Origin of the sequence: Gimesia fumaroli (assembly GCF_007754425.1) — a bacterium.
GTDB lineage: Bacteria > Planctomycetota > Planctomycetia > Planctomycetales > Planctomycetaceae > Gimesia > Gimesia fumaroli.
In genome coordinates this window covers 7,499,077-7,515,747 of record NZ_CP037452.1, presented here as the reverse complement: position 1 = coordinate 7,515,747, position 16,671 = coordinate 7,499,077, and the positions used below count along the sequence as shown (strand labels likewise).

Here is a 16,671-nt window from a genome sequence, read left to right as displayed (position 1 = left end):
TAGAATGATCTCTGAATGTTGTTTTGAAAACAAACGATCCAGAACAGAAAAGGAAAGTAAAATGCCTCATTTTATCGTTTATTTAGCTCAAGAAAAGAATCAACGGCCTGTCAAACGCCTTGATCGAGAAGCGCAGACACATGTGTTGGCGGCGAAACTGGTAGAAGCTGAATTCCCTGATTTAGTAGTCAGCTCTGTTCTGGTTAGACACGAACCGATTTCTTCTTGTGCTCGTTGCGGCACTCCAATTTTTAAAGGTGATTATCACAAAGATCAAATTCGACAACGGTACGGGGCGAACCGTTGTCTGGATTGTATGTAGAAAAAGAAATCGGATTAAAAATGAAATTAAAAGATCGCATCAAAAGCTTCAAACGAATCAAGGCTTCACTACTCAAGCAGAATCCAAAGAACTGGCGAATCCATAACGAACCTCAGCATGCTGCCTTACGCGCCATTCTGAAAGAAGTTGGGTTTACTTCCGCTTGTCTGGTTCGAGATTGTAAAAATGGAACTTACGAACTGATCGACGGCCATTTACGGGCTGAGATCGCGCAAGAGGAAAAAGTACCTTGTCTGATCTTGGATGTGACAAAATCTGAAGCGAATCAAATTCTGGCGACGTTTGATTCTGTGACATCAATGGCAAATACGGATCAGGCAGCATTGAATAACTTGATCAATTCGATTCCGGATGTGTCTGACGATCTTCAGGAACTATTGGACCAGCTTTCGAGTAATGTGTCCGAGCTTTTAGAAATGACTAAAGGTGAAGATGAATCGCATCTTTTGCTGGACTCTTTCAGCGTTCTGATCGATTGCCAGTCGGAATCCGAACAGGTATCGCTGTTGAAACGCTTTAAAAAAGAGGGTCTGCAATGTCGCGCGTGGATATCGTAAAAGAGTCGCCAGTCATTCGTAGTCCGCGTGTCATCCAGCTGGAAGGAATGTTCGGCCTTTCAGTTGAAAAGAAAAGTCGAGTGGATTGGACGGTCAATCTTCCGCTAGAAAAACATGATTGGAATATCGGATTGATTGTAGGCCCTTCCGGATGCGGCAAGACCACCATTGCCAGGGATCTGTTTAAAAACGAATTCGTTGATCATTTCAACTGGTATCAAAGAAAAAGCATTGTTGACGGTTTTCCCAAAGAGATGGGAATCAAAGAGATCACTGCCCTGCTTTCTTCGGTCGGATTCTCTTCTCCGCCAAGCTGGTTAAGACCCTATCATGTGCTCTCCAACGGCGAGCAATTCAGGGTAACGCTTGCTAGGGCATTGGCAGAACAGCCGGGATTGGCTGTGGTTGATGAATTTACTTCGGTAGTGGATCGAAGTGTAGCCAAAATTGGCAGCAGTGCGGTGGCAAAAACAGTCCGCAAACGACAACAGAAATTTGTCGCTCTTTCCTGCCATTACGATATTCTTGACTGGCTTGATCCCGACTGGATTTATCAGCCAGACATTGATCAATTTCAATGGAGGTGCGAAAGGCAATCACGGCCCTCAATCTCACTTGAGATTATTAATGTGCATCGAAGTGCGTGGGAACTTTTCCGCAAATATCACTATTTAGATTCATCGATTCAACAATCTGCGAACTGTTTTCTTGCGTTAGTTGAAGGCCAGCCTGCTGCTTTCACGGCGGTCATTCATTTTCCACACAAAACTTCTCCTTCCTTTCGAGAACATCGGACGGTCTGTTTACCCGATTTTCAAGGAGTGGGCATCGGGAATGCGCTGAGCGAATTTGTGGCGTCTCTCTATTGTTGTAAAAAAGCATACACCAGCATTACGGGACATCCCGCCATGATTCATCATCGGGCGAAATCAAAACTCTGGAAAATGATCCGTCCCCCTTCTACCGTGCAACGACAAATCGGTTTTGAACAAAAACGAATGCATCAAATTTCTTCCAGCTCCGGTCGCGTAACTGCCAGTTTTCGTTATGTCGGACCAGGACGAAAAAACGAGGCAAGACGCTTCGGCCTGGTCTGAATTTACTTCACAGACCCTTTCGTGAATATTTACCAGGCAGTACAACGTTTCCAGGCGGTATGGCTTTGAAAGGCTTCTGCGGCGGAAACACCAGATTGAGCTCCCCGGGCAGTACATTGCTGAAGCATCAAATCTTGTAGAGGCGAAAAACTGGTGTCTTTGCCACGTTGCAGTTGGCTTTGATGGCAGTCAAGCATCGCCAGTTTTGTATCGACGTACTCACTGACATCAATCAGGAAATGTGGTTCAAATTGCGCCATATTCACGGTATCCATCCACCAGAGTGCAGGCGGTTGTTTTAATGCCGGTGATTGTGTCTGGTTACCTGCAGAGGCACTAAACCAGGTTGCTGCTTCCGTGATGACTGACGCGGCTCGATGATCAGCGTGATAGTCTGATTGGGAATGCGCCAGTACGAGAGTTGGGGAAAATTGCCGAATGATTTCTGTCAACTGCCGACGTTGCTCTAAACTATCAAACAGCGCACCGTCTGGATTTTTACCGAAAAAGAGATCTGCGCCCAATAACCTTGCGGCCGAATGCATCTCCTGCCGACGAACCTCGGCCAAATTCTGAATCGGAGGGTCAGGCTGCCCTTTATCTCCCTGGCAAAGTACGCAAATTCCAACAGCTGCTCCTTGCTGGTGAGCTCGTGCTAAAGTTCCCGCGCACAACAGTTCTGCGTCATCAGGATGAGCGACGACTGCCAGCAGGCGTTCTTGTTCGAAATTGAGTTTCATTATTTGGAAGAATTCAATAGTAAAGGAACAAAGTGGAAACTAGCGAAGTCGAATGTCTGGCAGTTCAGCCACATAATCAGCAACCGTCAGAGAGACATTCGAGTGTGTTCTTAATAGCGAGGCCGGACAGGCACTGGTGATCGGACCATGCAGGACTCTCCGAGCGACGGAACTCTGCCAGATACGATTGCAGTAAAAATGCTGTTCTCGCGCTCCCAGGATTTCTTTCATACCGATGGTCACGGCACGCCAGGGAATAATTGAAATTTCGCCACCAACAGTGACGGAATTGATCGTTCTTGTTTCGCGGGTTAAGTCCAGGTTTCGAGTCGGGAGCGATGCGAATTCGTCAACAGAAACGTTCTCTTCTGATTCCGGAGGCTCATTAAAAGCGATATGCCCGTTAATGCCAATTCCTCCAAAACAGGCGTCGACACCGCCCCGTTGATCAATCAATTGTTGAATCGCGCCGACGTTATCGGGATCAGGGCAGATACGATTTTCCGGTAAGGGCGCTAGATCTGGATTCAATAAATCATAAAACTTGCGGTTCATATAGCCACGGAAGCTGAGTGGATGGGAGATGTCGACCCATTGATCATCGTTTGTCAGATACTCGTCCATATTAATTAGCATGACGTCTCGAATCGAGTATTGCCTTTCATTCAGCATTTCGGCCAGAATAGGATATTGGTCAACAGGGCCGACGGGAACAATCAGTGTCGCAGGATGTCCCTTTTGTTTTGCCGCTTCAATAATTCCCAGTATTGCTGTTGCCATATGTTGAGCGACATCTGGCATGTCTTTGACAATGGTTAGATTGACGGCTGTATCTTTTGCTAAATTCTCACGAGTGATTTTCAGATAATCGGGAAATTGAGTTGGCATGGTGTTGAGAGTACTTCTACTTTGAGGCATGATTTAATGCTGATCGAATTCAAGCAGCATTGAAGATTCGTGCTCTAGCATAATACAAAATGTCTACATCGTATATTGAAAATAGATGAATTAATAATACAGGCATTGAACTTTTAAGGTTCTTTGCTGAGTTCACGCTCAAGATCGACGCACGCGTTTTTAAAGTCATAATATCTTGACTAAAGGAAGTCACAATGAAATTGTTTCTGGATAGTGCTATCACCGATGAAATCAAACACAGCTTAGAATATTGGGACCTGGATGGACTCACAACGAACCCGAAACATGTGAAAAATTCAGGCAAGCCTTTTTTAAAAGTGATTGAAGAAATTGCGGAGTTGTTTGCTGGTACCGAAAAACCGGTCAGTGTGGAAGTTGACCCGCATATCACTGATTGGGAACAGATAGTGGAACAGGGTCTGTTGCTTTCCAAAATGTCTCCCAATTTTGTCATTAAAGTCGGCGCCAGTGAAGATGGGTTTAAAGCAATTCGTGAACTGACCAAACGGGGAATTCGAACGAATGCGACATTAATATTTTCTGTTGCACAAGCCTGGCATGCTGCTCGTGCCGGTGCGTCTTTTATCAGTCCTTTCATTGGATGGAAAGAAACATACGGTGATTCGACCGCGACGTTTATTCTGGAAGTTGCCGAGATGCTGGAACGACATGAATATGATTCTGAGATCATCGCAGCGGCAATTCGCAATGGTCGGCAAATGGCAGATGCAGCACTTGCTGGTGCGCATTGTGTGACCGCAGGACTCACCGTGTATCAGGAGAGTATGCAAAACCCATATACCGTTCATGGTGAAAAAGTCTTCCAGAGCGCATGGGATGCGACTCCCAAAAGCTAATGGCTGCGATTTGCTATCGTTTCTCATTCCGCCCACTTTTCACATAAAAAACAGGATACAGTATGTTGACCAGTTGCGAAAAAAAGATCAGATCTGTGCAAAGCTGTTCTCTCTTGTGCGTCTTAGCGACATTTTTCTGCATAATTTTGTTCTACAGCAGTGGAGTTGAGGCAGCGCCTTCGAAGCAACCGAATGTGATCATCATCTTTACGGATGATCAAGGCTCGGTTGACCTGAATTGTTATGGCGCGAAAGACCTGATCACGCCTCACATGGATTCAATCGCCAAGCGGGGAATTCGATTTACCCAGTTTTATGCTGCTGCACCAGTTTGTTCTCCTTCTCGCGCAGGTTTATTGACAGGGCGTTTCCCTCGACGTGCGGGAGTACCGGGCAATGTATCTTCGAAACACGGGAAAGAAGGAATGCCTGCAGAACAGGTTACGATTGCCGAAATGATGAAGCTGGCAGGATATCAAACAGCACATGTGGGAAAATGGCATTTGGGGTATACTCCCGAAACGATGCCGAATGGACAAGGTTTTGATACTTCCTTTGGTCATATGGGGGGGTGTATCGATAACTATTCACATTTCTTTTACTGGAACGGTCCCAATCGACACGACCTCTGGGAAAACGGAAAAGAGATCTGGCGAGATGGAAAATTTTTCCCCAATTTAATGGTGCAGCAGTGCCAGGACTATATCAAAGCATCTCGAGACAAACCATTTTTTCTCTATTGGGCAATCAACGTACCACACTATCCGCTGCAGGGAACCGATCAATGGCGCAAGCAATATGCCCATCTACCCTCTCCTCGTGACAAGTATGCAGCCTTTGTTTCAACGATGGATGATTGCATTGGCGCAGTTTTGAAAACGCTTGATGAATGTCAACTTCGCGAAAATACCATTGTGATTTTTCAATCTGATCATGGTCATTCCCAAGAAGAACGAACCTTTGGAGGAGGCGGAAGTGCCGGGCCGTATCGTGGTGCAAAATTCAGCTTATTCGAAGGCGGGATTCGTGTTCCCGCGATGATCTCCTGGCCTGGAACGATTGCCGAGGGTGAAGAGCGTCATCAACTGTCTACAGGCTGTGACTGGTTGCCAACGATTGCCGAATTAACGGGAGCTACTCTGCCCCAACGCCGGCTGGATGGGAAAAGTCTGAAAGCGGTCATTGATTCAAAACAGGCACAAAGCCCGCATGCTGATTTTTATTGGCAGATCGGTAAGAGCTGGGCCGTTCGTGAAGGGAATTGGAAATTATTAGGAAACCCGCGTGATACCAGCCAGCAAGGGAAACTAACGAAAGCCGATCAACTATTTCTGGTCGACCTCTCTAAAGATTTAGGTGAAAAGCATAATCTTGCTACGAAAAACCCAGAGAAGGTGAAACATCTGACAGAGATTTATAATCGTTATCAGAAATCACTCTCTGAATAGAAATGAGATTCTCAGAATGAATCAGCCAGATCTAAAAACATCGGGGACAAACGCGCGATCCTCAAGCTGGACAATCGCGATAATTGTTTTTCTAGCGATTTATTTTGGAATGCAATGGCAACAGACGCAGAAGCAGGAGACGGATCATCAAGTTAAATTGGGGTCGAAACAGGAATCGGGCTCCCATTCAGGAGAATTGACTGGTCAAAACACGCTTCCCCCTTTAAAACAGGCCGATCGACCACTATCGGATAAGCAGGACCAGATTGACCATCCGGCAACTCAACCGAATCAGCCAGCACCCAATGATGTATCAACCAGGATACAAACGGCTAATTCCTCTCCTGCTAAAACAAAACAGACCCCTGCGAATTCGAACAGACCACCACCAGTAGAAGCTTCCAAAACCACTGGCAAATCGCAGCCCGAATTGGGGCAGCTGCGCGATCTGGGTGGCAAAGTCTGGGAGTCTGTTGCTGGTCTAAAATATGGTCCAGGCAGCAGGGAAAAACATCGCTTAATTCATATTATGCGGCATGCAGAAGATCAGCCAAATCGTCCGGGTAAACATGGTGTTTTTATCGGAAATGGGGAGAGGAAAAAAGTCCTGGCATTGATCGACGAAGCGTATCTTCAGGCACTCAAAGGTGGCAGGAACGTTCAGGTAAAAAAAGAGGGGAAACGAGTCGTCTATACCGTAGATATGAGGCGACAGATTGGGTTTGTTGGTGGGCAGGTTGGAAATCAGCAGGGAAAGCCAGCCGCTTATAAAATTCGATTGGTTCTGGAAGGGACCAGCGTCATTACTGCGTTTCCGTTATAAGTTTACCAAGGCAGGATTTGATCGTATGTTTTATGTGGGAACTTGCCCTTTTTGTGAACAGGGAAGCCTGGGAGTTCGCATCTGCAACAAGGCAGGGGACGCTGTGATTCTCTGTGATGAATGTGACGCGATGTGGTTGTCACCTGAAATAAATGCGCCGCCTGCTTTCCCCGAACAACCAAATCTGCCCTGCCCTTGTTGCCCGGGAAATTTAACAGATGATCCCGCCCATTGGGCCAGCTTTGGAGAGATTTATCAGAAAGGTTGGATTTCAGCCGTTAAAGGAGAGTTGTCGGAAGAGCGATAATCGAAGTTCCATTTAAAAAATAATCTCCAGGGTATGCTTTTCTTTGAGAACTTTTGACTGAAGCTTGATCGTGTCGCGTGTAGCTGGGATCTTCGAGCCAGGGACCTTAACGATCAATTGCGAGACTCGATTCTTGACTGGCAAGTAATCTTTTTTGGCTACCGGCCTGATTTCACCATTCGCGTTCGAAGTAAAAGTGGAGTTCGGCCATCTAACATCCCAGGGGATCGCCTGGCGGTGATTATCGGTTCCGACGACAAGCCCTGAAAGGTCCGAAGCGCGATATCGGCTTGATTTATAAGTGTAAGGCAGCTTGACTTGAATAATAATCAGATAGTCTTCATTGAGATCTGGATCTTTGGGGACAGTCCAGGCGGTGAAGCTTCCAACAGTAACGGCATTTCCCATTGGCTTAAATTTGAATTCACCACCCCCTGCTCCCGTTCCGTCTCCATCTGCTTCTCCTTCACCTTTGCCAAGGTGTGCAGAGACGTCTGCTTCAATTTCTTTCAGGGTCGATTCATTCTCTCCAGTCATGGTTTTGACCGGTTGCAGAACATTAAATTCCGTTGTTTTACCTCCGGCTTCTTCTTCGATGCGAGTGTCTAGTGGTCCATTTAAGGCAAAACTGTCTTCATCATCGAGACTGGCCAGTGTTGAGAAGTCATCATTTCCCTGAATTCCACCAACAATGACAATCGCCATAACCGTCAGGAGTGTGGAGTGAAACAGGAATGAAACCAGATATCCCGTTGCCATAAAGCTGGCCAGACAAAGCATAATTCGTTCTTTGGGAGAAAGGGTCGGTTCCTCAACTTCCTTTGAATCTGTACCGGACTGTGTGGATGAATCCCGTTCTTTGAATCGGGTTGCTTGAAATGAATCCGATATGATTTGAACAGCGGGCTTGATTTGATTCGACATAGAAATCGTCGCCGATAGGGAAGAACCGGTCTGGAGCGTTTGAGAGACAGCTTTACCAGGTAGTTCTGATTTCTTCAATTTCATGAGGCACGATCCAGCATCCAACCATATGACGCGGTAATGAGGATGGCCCGACAGGTCTTCTTTATATTATTACATACGTTCGATTATATACGGAATCTACAGTAATTGAATTCTTTTTTCCCAAGAACAAATAGATCGTCGACAAACCGGCCGTTAAAATGAAAAACTAAAACATGGTGTACAGAAAGCTAAAGGGCTTGATAGAGGCTTCCTGAGGTAGAGGAAATCTGACAGGTGGTTTTCAGATCCCGTATTAAACCAGAACGCGATGAAGCTCTTGGACAGTCGTAACTCCCTGTAATACCTTAGCTTTTCCTGACTCTTCCATTGTAGTCATTCCAAGTTCTGATGCCAGTTTCAGGATTTCAGACTGTGAAGCACCGGTGAGGATTGCATCCCGTAATTCTCCCCGGATTCCCAACGTTTCAAAAATTCCAGTTCGACCGAGGTAACCAGTTTGGAAGCAGTGTTCGCAACCTTCTCCATGGGCGATTTTATACTCTGATAATTGGTCTGGACTAATTCCCAGGTATTCGCAGGCGCCAGCATCGGGCTGAAGAGGTGTGCGGCATTTTTCGCAGATGCATCTTACCAGGCGCTGAGAAATAATTCCCTGCAGACTGTCTGTGATGAACATAGACGGAATTCCAAATTCTCTGAAGACATCAATCGCTGCGACGGCATCATTAGAGTGCAGTGTCGAAAGGACTCGGATTCCGGTGAGCCCTGCTCTGACTGCAATATGGGCTGTTTCAGAGTCACGGATTTCCCCTACCATAATCACATTTGGATCCTGACGTAAAACTCCTCTTAATGCTTCAGCAAAGCTAAAACCAATTTTGGGGTCAATCTGGATCTGATTCACTCCCTCAATTCTGCGCTCAACCGGGTCTTCAATTGTGGCGAGACTCATTTCCGGCTGGTTCAGGTAGTCCAGACAACTGTAGATTGTCGTACTCTTACCTGAACCGACTGGACCAACACTCAGGATCATTCCGTAGGGAGCACTGCAATATTTAGTAATTTCAGTAGTTTGAGGGGAGCTCAGTCCTAACTCACTAAACTCTGTGAAACGTTTGTGATCGGGCATCAGTCTCAAAACTAATCGCTCGCCATGAATGGTTGGCCCGGATCCTACACGTATATCGCGGCGGTTTTGAAGTGTTTCATTGTTAATATGACCATCCTGAGCAAGCCGCCGTTCGGTAATATCCATATTGGCAGCCAACTTGAGTCGAGAGATCACGGATGCTGCCGCCTCTTTGGGAAGCTGTATAATATCATGCAGCATGCCGTCCACTCTCAAGCGAAGCCGAAGCCCATTCTCAAGCGGGTCTAAGTGGATGTCGGTTGCCTGTAACTGAAATGCTCGTTCCATCAACAGATCGACAAGTGGCCCCGGGCCTACAACATCAACCAGTTCTCTAAGTTCTGCCTGTAGAGCCTGCTGGCGCCCTTCTTTTTTATTTTCCATATTTGCTGGCTTGTCTGACATGAAATTGATTCTTTCTGTCCTAACAATAGTTCCCTAGTAGAATTCATATTAACTGGAAAAAGAGATCGATTGCTCTTAAATCATCTTGAAAAGACCAATCCCCCCCAGAATAAGACTGCAGAAAAGCACCACCCATCCCATGATTCGCAAATTTTTTCTGCGATCTTTCAGGGCCGTCGCTCCCAGCAGGATTCCCGCTACAGAAAACGAAATCGTAGCGATCAAAGTGATTTTCGGATTTAGAGTAAGCGAGTCACTGATATAGAGCGTGAAACAGGCGGCAGCAGATAGCAGGGCCACGATCCCCAGCAAAATGGGCATCGAAAATGTGCGCCGACGTTCAATTCGCTCTTCTTTTAATGCCTGGTTTAAGTAGGTGATCGCTTCTTTTTCAGTCGGAACGATACACCACACTTTTTTGAGGCCGGATATATTAAGGACTTCTTCGACCATGTCGCTGGTATTGAGAATCGCCGTTTTTCCATCCTGTTCGTCAACCAGCTTCCAGACTTGAATTACAACGGCAACCAGTGAACTACTGATATAGGTGAGTGCTGTTAAATCGATGATGACCGATGGGTTTTTCTGATCTTTGAGTTCCAGTAATAAAGAGTCTCCCAGTGTTTCCAGATCAGTCCATGCAGAATCATTCAGTTCCGGGAGAAGTTGAACCTTGAGATGGTTGTTGACGGCGGTAATGTGATAAGGAACTTCTTCAGTAGCCATAAACCAATCTCCAACTAATCTCGATACACGGGTATCGGGAGGCCCTACTTTAGCTCAGTGTTTCAGTAGCGAATACTGACATAAAATTTATCGCTTTCATTTAGCAATAAATCTCTAAACTTACTTTCAAAATACCAATGCAGTCTGATTTTACCTATCTCAATTCGGACCAAAGTACGGGATTTAATAAGTATTTCCAGTGAAACAGGTTTGCTTCATCGCAAGTTAATAAATACAGATAATCTTCTTTATACACCGGCATCAAACAAGGGTTCAATTGACCACTTTTTTACGGTGCAAGCTACCATGCTTGTTATCTCGAGATCCAGCACCACCTTCAGAAAATTACTGGAAACCTGTATTTAATGATTGGGATAGAGTTGATGTTATGTCAAATTTTCTGGAGGTAGGGATTGTGTCTACCAACCAAGTTACAAAGGTCAAACAGTTAAATACCAAACAGTTAGCTGAAATTCAGTTTGACTATGGTTTTTAGGCGTAATTATAATTAGGAAATGACCGATTTCATAAAATAGGTTGTGTTTGCGCACAGGTTGCCGGTAGTATTTCAGGTATCACATTGGTGCGAATTACTCTCACTTTGAAGAGGTCTCAGCTGAAATGCCGGGATCATAAGGCGAGAGTCATCAAATCTCTGAACCGGAGTTTTTCAAAAATCTCACATCTTCTATTCTCGCAAGAATGAAGTGAATAGATAAAAGTCAAAAGTTAACGCATAATAAAATAAGAAATAGATACCCATAGAGCCGATTTGCCTCTCTATATCAAATCCAGGAATGCATCAATGACCCGTTTCAGTAAAATCCTGTTAGTGCTAGTGCTTTTTACTAGCATCGCTTTTATGGGATTTGCCGCAGTCAGTTCTGTTGGAGGCCCTAATTGGGAAAAAGAAGCGGAATCAATGACGGACTATTTATTTGAACTTCAGCCGGGAGAAAATCCAACCTGGTCTGTTAAAACTAGAAGAGGTGGTGAGCAGGTCTCATCGTCCCCTGTTTTAGCAAAAGTAATAGTAGCCGCACAAAAGGATAAAATTCGAAAACAGAATGAAAAGATCGATCAGTTAACAAAATCGATTCCCCCGTTGCAAAAGGCGATTGAGAATTGGACCAGGATCAACCAGCTTGATCGCGAAGCCATGGATTTAAAAGCCGCAGATTTGAATGCAAAAATTTCAGCACTGGATATGGCAATTGCGCAACTTGCGAATGAAGGCATCAAGATCAGCCAACAGACCTTAGAAGTCAATCAGGAAGCCTCTGAACGCAGGGCTGATGTATTTCGTCTGCAGGATCAGATTGAGGAAATACGTAACGAGAAATATTTAACACAAGAACAACAAAAAACGCTACGTGACTATATTGCCAGAATCGAAGGGAAAGTACAGCGTCTACAGAGACAAAAAGAGTCACTGGAGAAAGCGGTTGACGATTCCAATCCGCCGAAGGTAGCCACTAAAAAGTGATCGATTCCAAATTCCGAATTTAGATGAAATCAAAATACAACCAACTTGTCAGTTCAAATTAGTATCAGGAGCGATTAGATGTCGTTTGTCGGCAAAGTACTGGTCGTCGTTCAAGTAGTGCTCAGTGTCTGTTTCATGGGCTTTGCAGGAGCTGTTTATACAGCTCAGAGCAATTGGCGCGCAAAGAGTCAGAAACTTCAGGACAATGTAGCCAGTCTGCAAAAAAGCATGAACGAACTAGAGTCTGAGTATAGTAACTATAAAACAAAAGCAACTCAGGAAATTAATGACGCACTTAGTCAGGCGCAAACAGAGAAAGTCGCAAATGACGCTCTGCAGAAGCAATTCAAGACCAATCAGAGTCAGTTGGAAACGGTACGTGCTGAAAGAGACACTGCAGTAGCCCAGGCTGAAACGACTGGCGAAGAAGCCAAATTTCGACGACAGGAGTCAGATCGACAGCGAGTTGTGAATAAAACGCTGCATGATACAGTCAACTCGTTACGAGGCAAGATAAAAAATCTGGAAGATACGGTCTTCACTCAATCGATCCGCGAAAAGAATCTGGTTGCCAAACACAATACGGTTCTGGACGAGCTTAAGTATTTGAATAAAATCGTTGCTAACCTGGGAATTGATCCCAAAGATCCTGCTATTGCTGGTATGCAATCACCGCCACCCGCAGTAGAAGGTTTGATTATCAATACGAAAAAAGATAAACGAAATGGTACCAAGTTTGTCGAAGTGTCACTGGGAAGTGATGATGGTCTCAGTAAAGGCCATCAATTATTCGTTTATCGTTTTGGTACGAAAGAGAATGGGAATCGGCCCAAGTACCTCGGAAAGATAGAACTTGTATATGTAGATCCTGATAAAGCTGTCGGGACTGTTATAGACGCCGCTAAGAATGGTGTGATTGAGAAAGGTGACCATGTCAACTCGAAGCTCTAAATCAAAAGGGAAAGCTGCCGCAGGAGAATCGGGTGGCCCGAATGTTTATGTAGGATTACTGTTCGTTTCCTTAATGGCCTTGACCTTAGGGATCGTGTTCCTCGTACTGGAATTAGGCAGCTATAATTGGGAGCTGGGCGGATAGTTCGCTTCCGCAGTTTGATAAAAAATAAGCACTGTATCTGAGTAAGATACAGTGCTTTTTTATTGAGGAGTTTAAGGGAAGCCACTACTTATACTCTTACCTTACTGTTGAGCAGCCATGGTTATGACTCGGTTTCAATTTCGTAACCCGCGGCTTTCCACCCACTGTATCCTCCATCCATAGAGATTACTTGCGTGTACCCCATTTTTTGCAGATTGTCTGCTGCCAGAGCGGAACGAAATCCACCACCACAGTAGAGTATCAAGAGTGTCGAAGTGTCCGGGATTAACTGCTCTACATCGCGTTCAATGACCCCTTTGCTAAGATGCTTCGCTCCGGGTATTCTGCCTGCGCCGAATTCATGATCTTCTCGCACATCAATCAGCAGGAACTCTTCTCCTTGTTCTGTTCGTGTTTTGACATCATGAATGGTACATTCAAGAACTCGCGTTTTTGCATCGTCAACGATTTCCAGGAAACGTTGAGAGTGATTTTTAGCCATATTTCATCCTTTGTATCTATCTCAGGTCTGATCGTTTTGTTTGATGTTGTTTTAAGAAATCAAAAACAAGATTTATGAAAGCAGCAATGTTCTAATGAAAGTTAACTCTGATCGCAAGACATAAGAAACTGGTGTATTTCCTGATTTACTTCAGCAGGTGCTTCCATGGGGGCCATATGGCCAACGCCAGGTATTTCGGTATATTTTGAGTTGGGTATTTGAGTACTCATATTTTTCATCACTTCGGGAGGAGTCAATTGATCTTCACTGCCGACAATGCATAAGGTGGGAACTTGGATACCACCGATTTCCGATGAATAATCTTCCCGTTCTGCCATGCCTCGCTGGCTGGCGGCAATCCCTTCTCGATCAGTTGATTCAATCATTTGAATCATATTTTTTGCAATGTCAGGGTGATTTCGTTGGGAAGCTTCGCTGATTAAATTCGGAATCATAGATGAGGAAATCGATTCTGGTCCATGTTTCAGCACAAGATCAACCATTTTCAATCGATTGTTGATTCCTTCCTCTGTATCTGAGGTAGCACGTGTATCGCAAAGAATCAACGCACGCAGACGCTCTGGGAAATGTTTCCAGAATTCCCAGGCAATATATCCTCCCATTGACAGCCCACAAAAAAGAACACGTTCTTCGAGATTCAGTTCATTCAAGAGCATGTTTAAATCTTCGGCATGCTGCTTCATGGTAACCGTTCCACGCGTGATTTCTGTTGCTCCGAAGCCTCGTAAATCCGGGGCGATGACGGTGAACTCATTCTTAAAATATTCAATTTGCGATTGCCACATCCGATGATTGAGAGGAAATCCATGCACAAGGAGCAGGGGAGAGCCGGAACCTTCAACGAATACGCGCATTTCGATTCCATTCACAGTCAGATGAATCAGATTTTGGCCCATCATTGTTCCTTATCATCTCAAGATCTAGAGGATTATTTCTATAAGCGAGCATCAGTAAGACGATGTTGTGTGGTTCAAAATTACTCTGCTTGTTTTAAAGCCCGGCTGATCCCCTCTTCTAAAGATTCTGTCAATTCTGAGTCCACGTTCCATACAACTCTGCCATCTGTGCCGATGACCCAGACTTGAGGGATTGTATCTGCTTTGAATGCAATCAGCGATTCAATTGCGCCATAGCCGTTTGGCCAGGAAATACCCGTTTCTTTCAGCCACTCTCGAATTTCTGGCAGCAGGTCTTCTCCATCGGAAGTGAGACCAACAAACGCGACTTTCTGATCTTTAAATTTCTGGTAGGTCTTGACGATATGTGGTGCTTGTTGCCGGCAAGGGCCACACCAGGTTGCCCAGGCATCAACGACAATCACTTTCCCCTTCAAACTCTGGTTCTGGACAGGATTGCCATTCACCCAGCCAGCGGCTTGAATTGGAGGGGCAATCTCCCCCACTTTCAGCTGTGCACGACCACCACTTTCCTCTAGTGGAGGTGTTTGCAGACGAAAGCCAAACAACACCGTAAAAATAATTGTACCAGCAACCACCAGTACCAGTGCCAATAGAAAATCTTTTTTCATACTTTGATTGGCCATGAAAGTTCTTTCTGAAAAACGCGTTTATTTCAAAAGAGGATATTGCATTATAGATTATAGAGTTCACTATATTTATTCTGTAACTGGTCAATCAAAGGTTCATGAGAGAGCGATTCTCCTGTAACGACTTTTACTAGTTGATTCGCTCTGAATAATTTGCCTCGTTTGTGTATGTTTTGGTTTAACCATTCTTTAAGAGGAGTAAATTCTCCCTTAGTAATCAATGAATTGAGATCTCCTAATTCTTTCTCAGCTGCATTATAGAAATGTGCGGCATACATATTTCCCAAGGCATAAGTCGGGAAATAGCCAATTAGTCCGGCACTCCAATGAACGTCCTGCAGGCATCCATTGGCTGGTGTGTCAGGAATGATTCCAAAATACTCGAAGAACTTTTCATTCCAGACAGCTTCTAAAGCCGCTGGGTCCAAATCACCTGAAATCAGTGACTTTTCCAATTCAAAACGCAGCATGATATGCAGGTTATAAGTCACTTCGTCTGCTTCGACACGTATGAAAGAAGGACGCACATCATTAATTGCACGATAAAACTCTTCCTGCTTTACATTGGATAGAGCTTCGGGAAACTGTGTTTGTGCAGGTTGATAAAAGTGATTCCAGAACGCGCGGCTTCGTCCAACCAGATTTTCCCACATTCTTGATTGTGATTCATGAATCCCCAACGAAGTGAAACTACCCACAGGGGTCCCAAAATCTTCCTGATTCAGTCCTTGCTCATAAATTCCATGTCCGGCTTCATGCAGGGTTCCAAAGAAGGCACCGGGAAAGTGGTGTTCGTCATACCGTGTTGTGAGCCGACAATCTCCGGGACCGAATCCACTGCAAAAAGGGTGAGCTGCGATATCCAACCGTCCGGCATTAAAATCAAATCCGATTTTTTCTGCTGCAGTAATGCTGAATTCGCGTTGTTTTTCAATAGGATACTTTCGTGTCAAAATCGAAATGTCGGGTGTGATACCAGAATCTTTAATCTCCGATACTAAAGCCACTAGTTCATTCCGCAGAGGCACAAACGCTTGCTCAATCATCTCAGATGTTGTCCCAGGTTCATATCCATCAAGTAAGGCATCATAGGCTTGACCTCCTTCATAACCGATGGCAGCAGCCTCTTCTCGTTTCAGGTCGATCATTTGTTTGAGCCATGGCAGAAAATCGTGAAACTGGTTTGCTTTTCTGGCGTCTACCCAGGCATGGTGTGAAAGCGTTGCAACTCTTGAGAGTTCTTCGACCAGACGACGTGGAAGTTTTGTTGCCCGATCATATTCATGACGAGCTTCTCTGATATTCGCCTGTTCGAGCGAGTCTTCAGCAAAATTTGAGTTTTCTTCCAGTTCCTGAAGCAAATTTCTAATTTCAGGATTAGTAGTCTGCTCGTGAATGATTCCTGCCATTAATGCAAGTTGGTTGGCCCGGTGCTCTGCTCCAGCAGGAGGGAGATAAGTTTGCTCATCCCATTCCAGGACGGCAGAACAGGATGACAATAAAGCGGTTTTTTTGAGTCGCGTGATTAGTTCTTCATATGCTTGGGGCGAAGCATGCATCGATTAATTCTTTCTATACAAAATAGCCTGATTCGAATTGGCTTAAATGAGGTAAGCTTAATATTCATCTTAAAGTGAGACATAGTCACAACCAGATGAGATTGATTTTTCAAAGAAGCAGATGGTCAGATTAGTGGTTTAG

At 44.9% G+C, this 16,671-nt stretch carries 18 protein-coding genes; 9 read left to right on the top strand and 9 right to left on the bottom strand.

What is annotated here, in order from left to right:
• The first annotated feature begins 61 nt into the window (after positions 1 to 61).
• The 3 genes from Enr17x_RS28540 to Enr17x_RS28530 are packed head-to-tail and all read left to right on the top strand — an operon-like array spanning position 62 to position 1,997.
• Positions 62 to 322, top strand: coding sequence for a hypothetical protein (locus tag Enr17x_RS28540; RefSeq protein ID WP_145313675.1), 261 nt, complete (start codon positions 62 to 64; stop codon positions 320 to 322).
• Between the two features lie 20 nt (positions 323 to 342).
• Positions 343 to 900 (top strand): ParB/RepB/Spo0J family partition protein, encoded by a 558-nt coding sequence (locus Enr17x_RS28535; RefSeq protein WP_145313673.1) that lies wholly within the window; start codon positions 343 to 345, stop codon positions 898 to 900.
• Positions 879 to 1,997, top strand: coding sequence for an ABC transporter ATP-binding protein (locus Enr17x_RS28530; RefSeq protein ID WP_145313671.1), 1,119 nt, complete (start codon positions 879 to 881; stop codon positions 1,995 to 1,997). The genes Enr17x_RS28535 and Enr17x_RS28530 overlap by 22 nt, the downstream gene beginning before the upstream one ends.
• 29 nt (positions 1,998 to 2,026) lie before the next feature.
• On the opposite strand, the gene Enr17x_RS28525 is transcribed toward Enr17x_RS28530, so the two are convergent.
• A complete protein-coding gene (locus Enr17x_RS28525; RefSeq protein ID WP_145313669.1) occupies positions 2,027 to 2,737 on the bottom strand; it encodes a PIG-L deacetylase family protein in 711 nt (236 codons plus the stop codon).
• Between the two features lie 39 nt (positions 2,738 to 2,776).
• Complete coding sequence (locus Enr17x_RS28520; protein WP_145313667.1) at positions 2,777 to 3,625, bottom strand: sugar phosphate isomerase family; 849 nt, start codon at positions 3,623 to 3,625, stop codon at positions 2,777 to 2,779.
• A gap of 224 nt (positions 3,626 to 3,849) precedes the next feature.
• Here Enr17x_RS28520 and Enr17x_RS28515 point away from each other — a divergent pair, with 224 nt between their 5' ends.
• The 3 genes from Enr17x_RS28515 to Enr17x_RS28505 all read left to right on the top strand — a co-directional run bounded on the left by Enr17x_RS28515 (position 3,850) and on the right by Enr17x_RS28505 (position 6,783).
• Complete coding sequence (locus tag Enr17x_RS28515; RefSeq protein ID WP_145313665.1) at positions 3,850 to 4,512, top strand: transaldolase family protein; 663 nt, start codon at positions 3,850 to 3,852, stop codon at positions 4,510 to 4,512.
• 194 nt (positions 4,513 to 4,706) lie between these two features.
• On the top strand, positions 4,707 to 5,960 hold the full coding sequence (locus tag Enr17x_RS28510; RefSeq protein ID WP_232100891.1) for a sulfatase-like hydrolase/transferase: 1,254 nt from the start codon (positions 4,707 to 4,709) through the stop codon (positions 5,958 to 5,960).
• A gap of 16 nt (positions 5,961 to 5,976) precedes the next feature.
• Positions 5,977 to 6,783 (top strand): hypothetical protein, encoded by an 807-nt coding sequence (locus Enr17x_RS28505; RefSeq protein ID WP_145313661.1) that lies wholly within the window; start codon positions 5,977 to 5,979, stop codon positions 6,781 to 6,783.
• 319 nt (positions 6,784 to 7,102) lie between these two features.
• Here Enr17x_RS28505 and Enr17x_RS28500 read toward each other — a convergent pair whose 3' ends face one another.
• The 3 genes from Enr17x_RS28500 to Enr17x_RS28490 form a co-directional block, all read right to left on the bottom strand.
• Positions 7,103 to 8,098, bottom strand: a complete 996-nt coding sequence (locus tag Enr17x_RS28500) for a hypothetical protein (RefSeq protein WP_145313659.1) — start codon at positions 8,096 to 8,098, stop codon at positions 7,103 to 7,105.
• A gap of 253 nt (positions 8,099 to 8,351) precedes the next feature.
• Positions 8,352 to 9,593, bottom strand: coding sequence for a GspE/PulE family protein (locus Enr17x_RS28495; protein ID WP_145313657.1), 1,242 nt, complete (start codon positions 9,591 to 9,593; stop codon positions 8,352 to 8,354).
• 75 nt (positions 9,594 to 9,668) lie between these two features.
• On the bottom strand, positions 9,669 to 10,319 hold the full coding sequence (locus Enr17x_RS28490; protein ID WP_145313655.1) for an STAS domain-containing protein: 651 nt from the start codon (positions 10,317 to 10,319) through the stop codon (positions 9,669 to 9,671).
• An 805-nt stretch (positions 10,320 to 11,124) separates the two neighbouring features.
• Here Enr17x_RS28490 and Enr17x_RS28485 point away from each other — a divergent pair.
• The 3 genes from Enr17x_RS28485 (at position 11,125) to Enr17x_RS29815 (ending at position 12,901) form a co-directional block, all read left to right on the top strand.
• Positions 11,125 to 11,805: a hypothetical protein gene (locus Enr17x_RS28485; protein ID WP_145313653.1), complete on the top strand. Its 681-nt coding sequence runs from the start codon at positions 11,125 to 11,127 to the stop codon at positions 11,803 to 11,805.
• 78 nt (positions 11,806 to 11,883) lie between these two features.
• Positions 11,884 to 12,756 carry a hypothetical protein gene (locus Enr17x_RS28480; RefSeq protein WP_145313651.1) on the top strand — a complete coding sequence of 291 codons (873 nt, stop codon included), beginning with the start codon at positions 11,884 to 11,886 and terminating at the stop codon, positions 12,754 to 12,756.
• A complete protein-coding gene (locus tag Enr17x_RS29815) occupies positions 12,737 to 12,901 on the top strand; it encodes a hypothetical protein (RefSeq protein WP_198000850.1) in 165 nt (54 codons plus the stop codon). The genes Enr17x_RS28480 and Enr17x_RS29815 overlap by 20 nt, the downstream gene beginning before the upstream one ends.
• Before the next feature lie 121 nt (positions 12,902 to 13,022).
• Here Enr17x_RS29815 and Enr17x_RS28475 read toward each other — a convergent pair whose 3' ends face one another.
• The 4 genes from Enr17x_RS28475 to Enr17x_RS28460 all read right to left on the bottom strand — a co-directional run bounded on the left by Enr17x_RS28475 (position 13,023) and on the right by Enr17x_RS28460 (position 16,529).
• Complete coding sequence (locus Enr17x_RS28475) at positions 13,023 to 13,403, bottom strand: rhodanese-like domain-containing protein (RefSeq protein WP_145313649.1); 381 nt, start codon at positions 13,401 to 13,403, stop codon at positions 13,023 to 13,025.
• A gap of 101 nt (positions 13,404 to 13,504) precedes the next feature.
• Positions 13,505 to 14,323, bottom strand: a complete 819-nt coding sequence (locus Enr17x_RS28470; RefSeq protein ID WP_145313647.1) for an alpha/beta fold hydrolase — start codon at positions 14,321 to 14,323, stop codon at positions 13,505 to 13,507.
• 77 nt (positions 14,324 to 14,400) lie between these two features.
• Positions 14,401 to 14,967: a TlpA family protein disulfide reductase gene (locus Enr17x_RS28465; protein ID WP_145313645.1), complete on the bottom strand. Its 567-nt coding sequence runs from the start codon at positions 14,965 to 14,967 to the stop codon at positions 14,401 to 14,403.
• A 47-nt stretch (positions 14,968 to 15,014) separates the two neighbouring features.
• Positions 15,015 to 16,529 carry a carboxypeptidase M32 gene (locus tag Enr17x_RS28460; protein WP_145313643.1) on the bottom strand — a complete coding sequence of 505 codons (1,515 nt, stop codon included), beginning with the start codon at positions 16,527 to 16,529 and terminating at the stop codon, positions 15,015 to 15,017.
• Positions 16,530 to 16,671 lie beyond the last annotated feature (142 nt).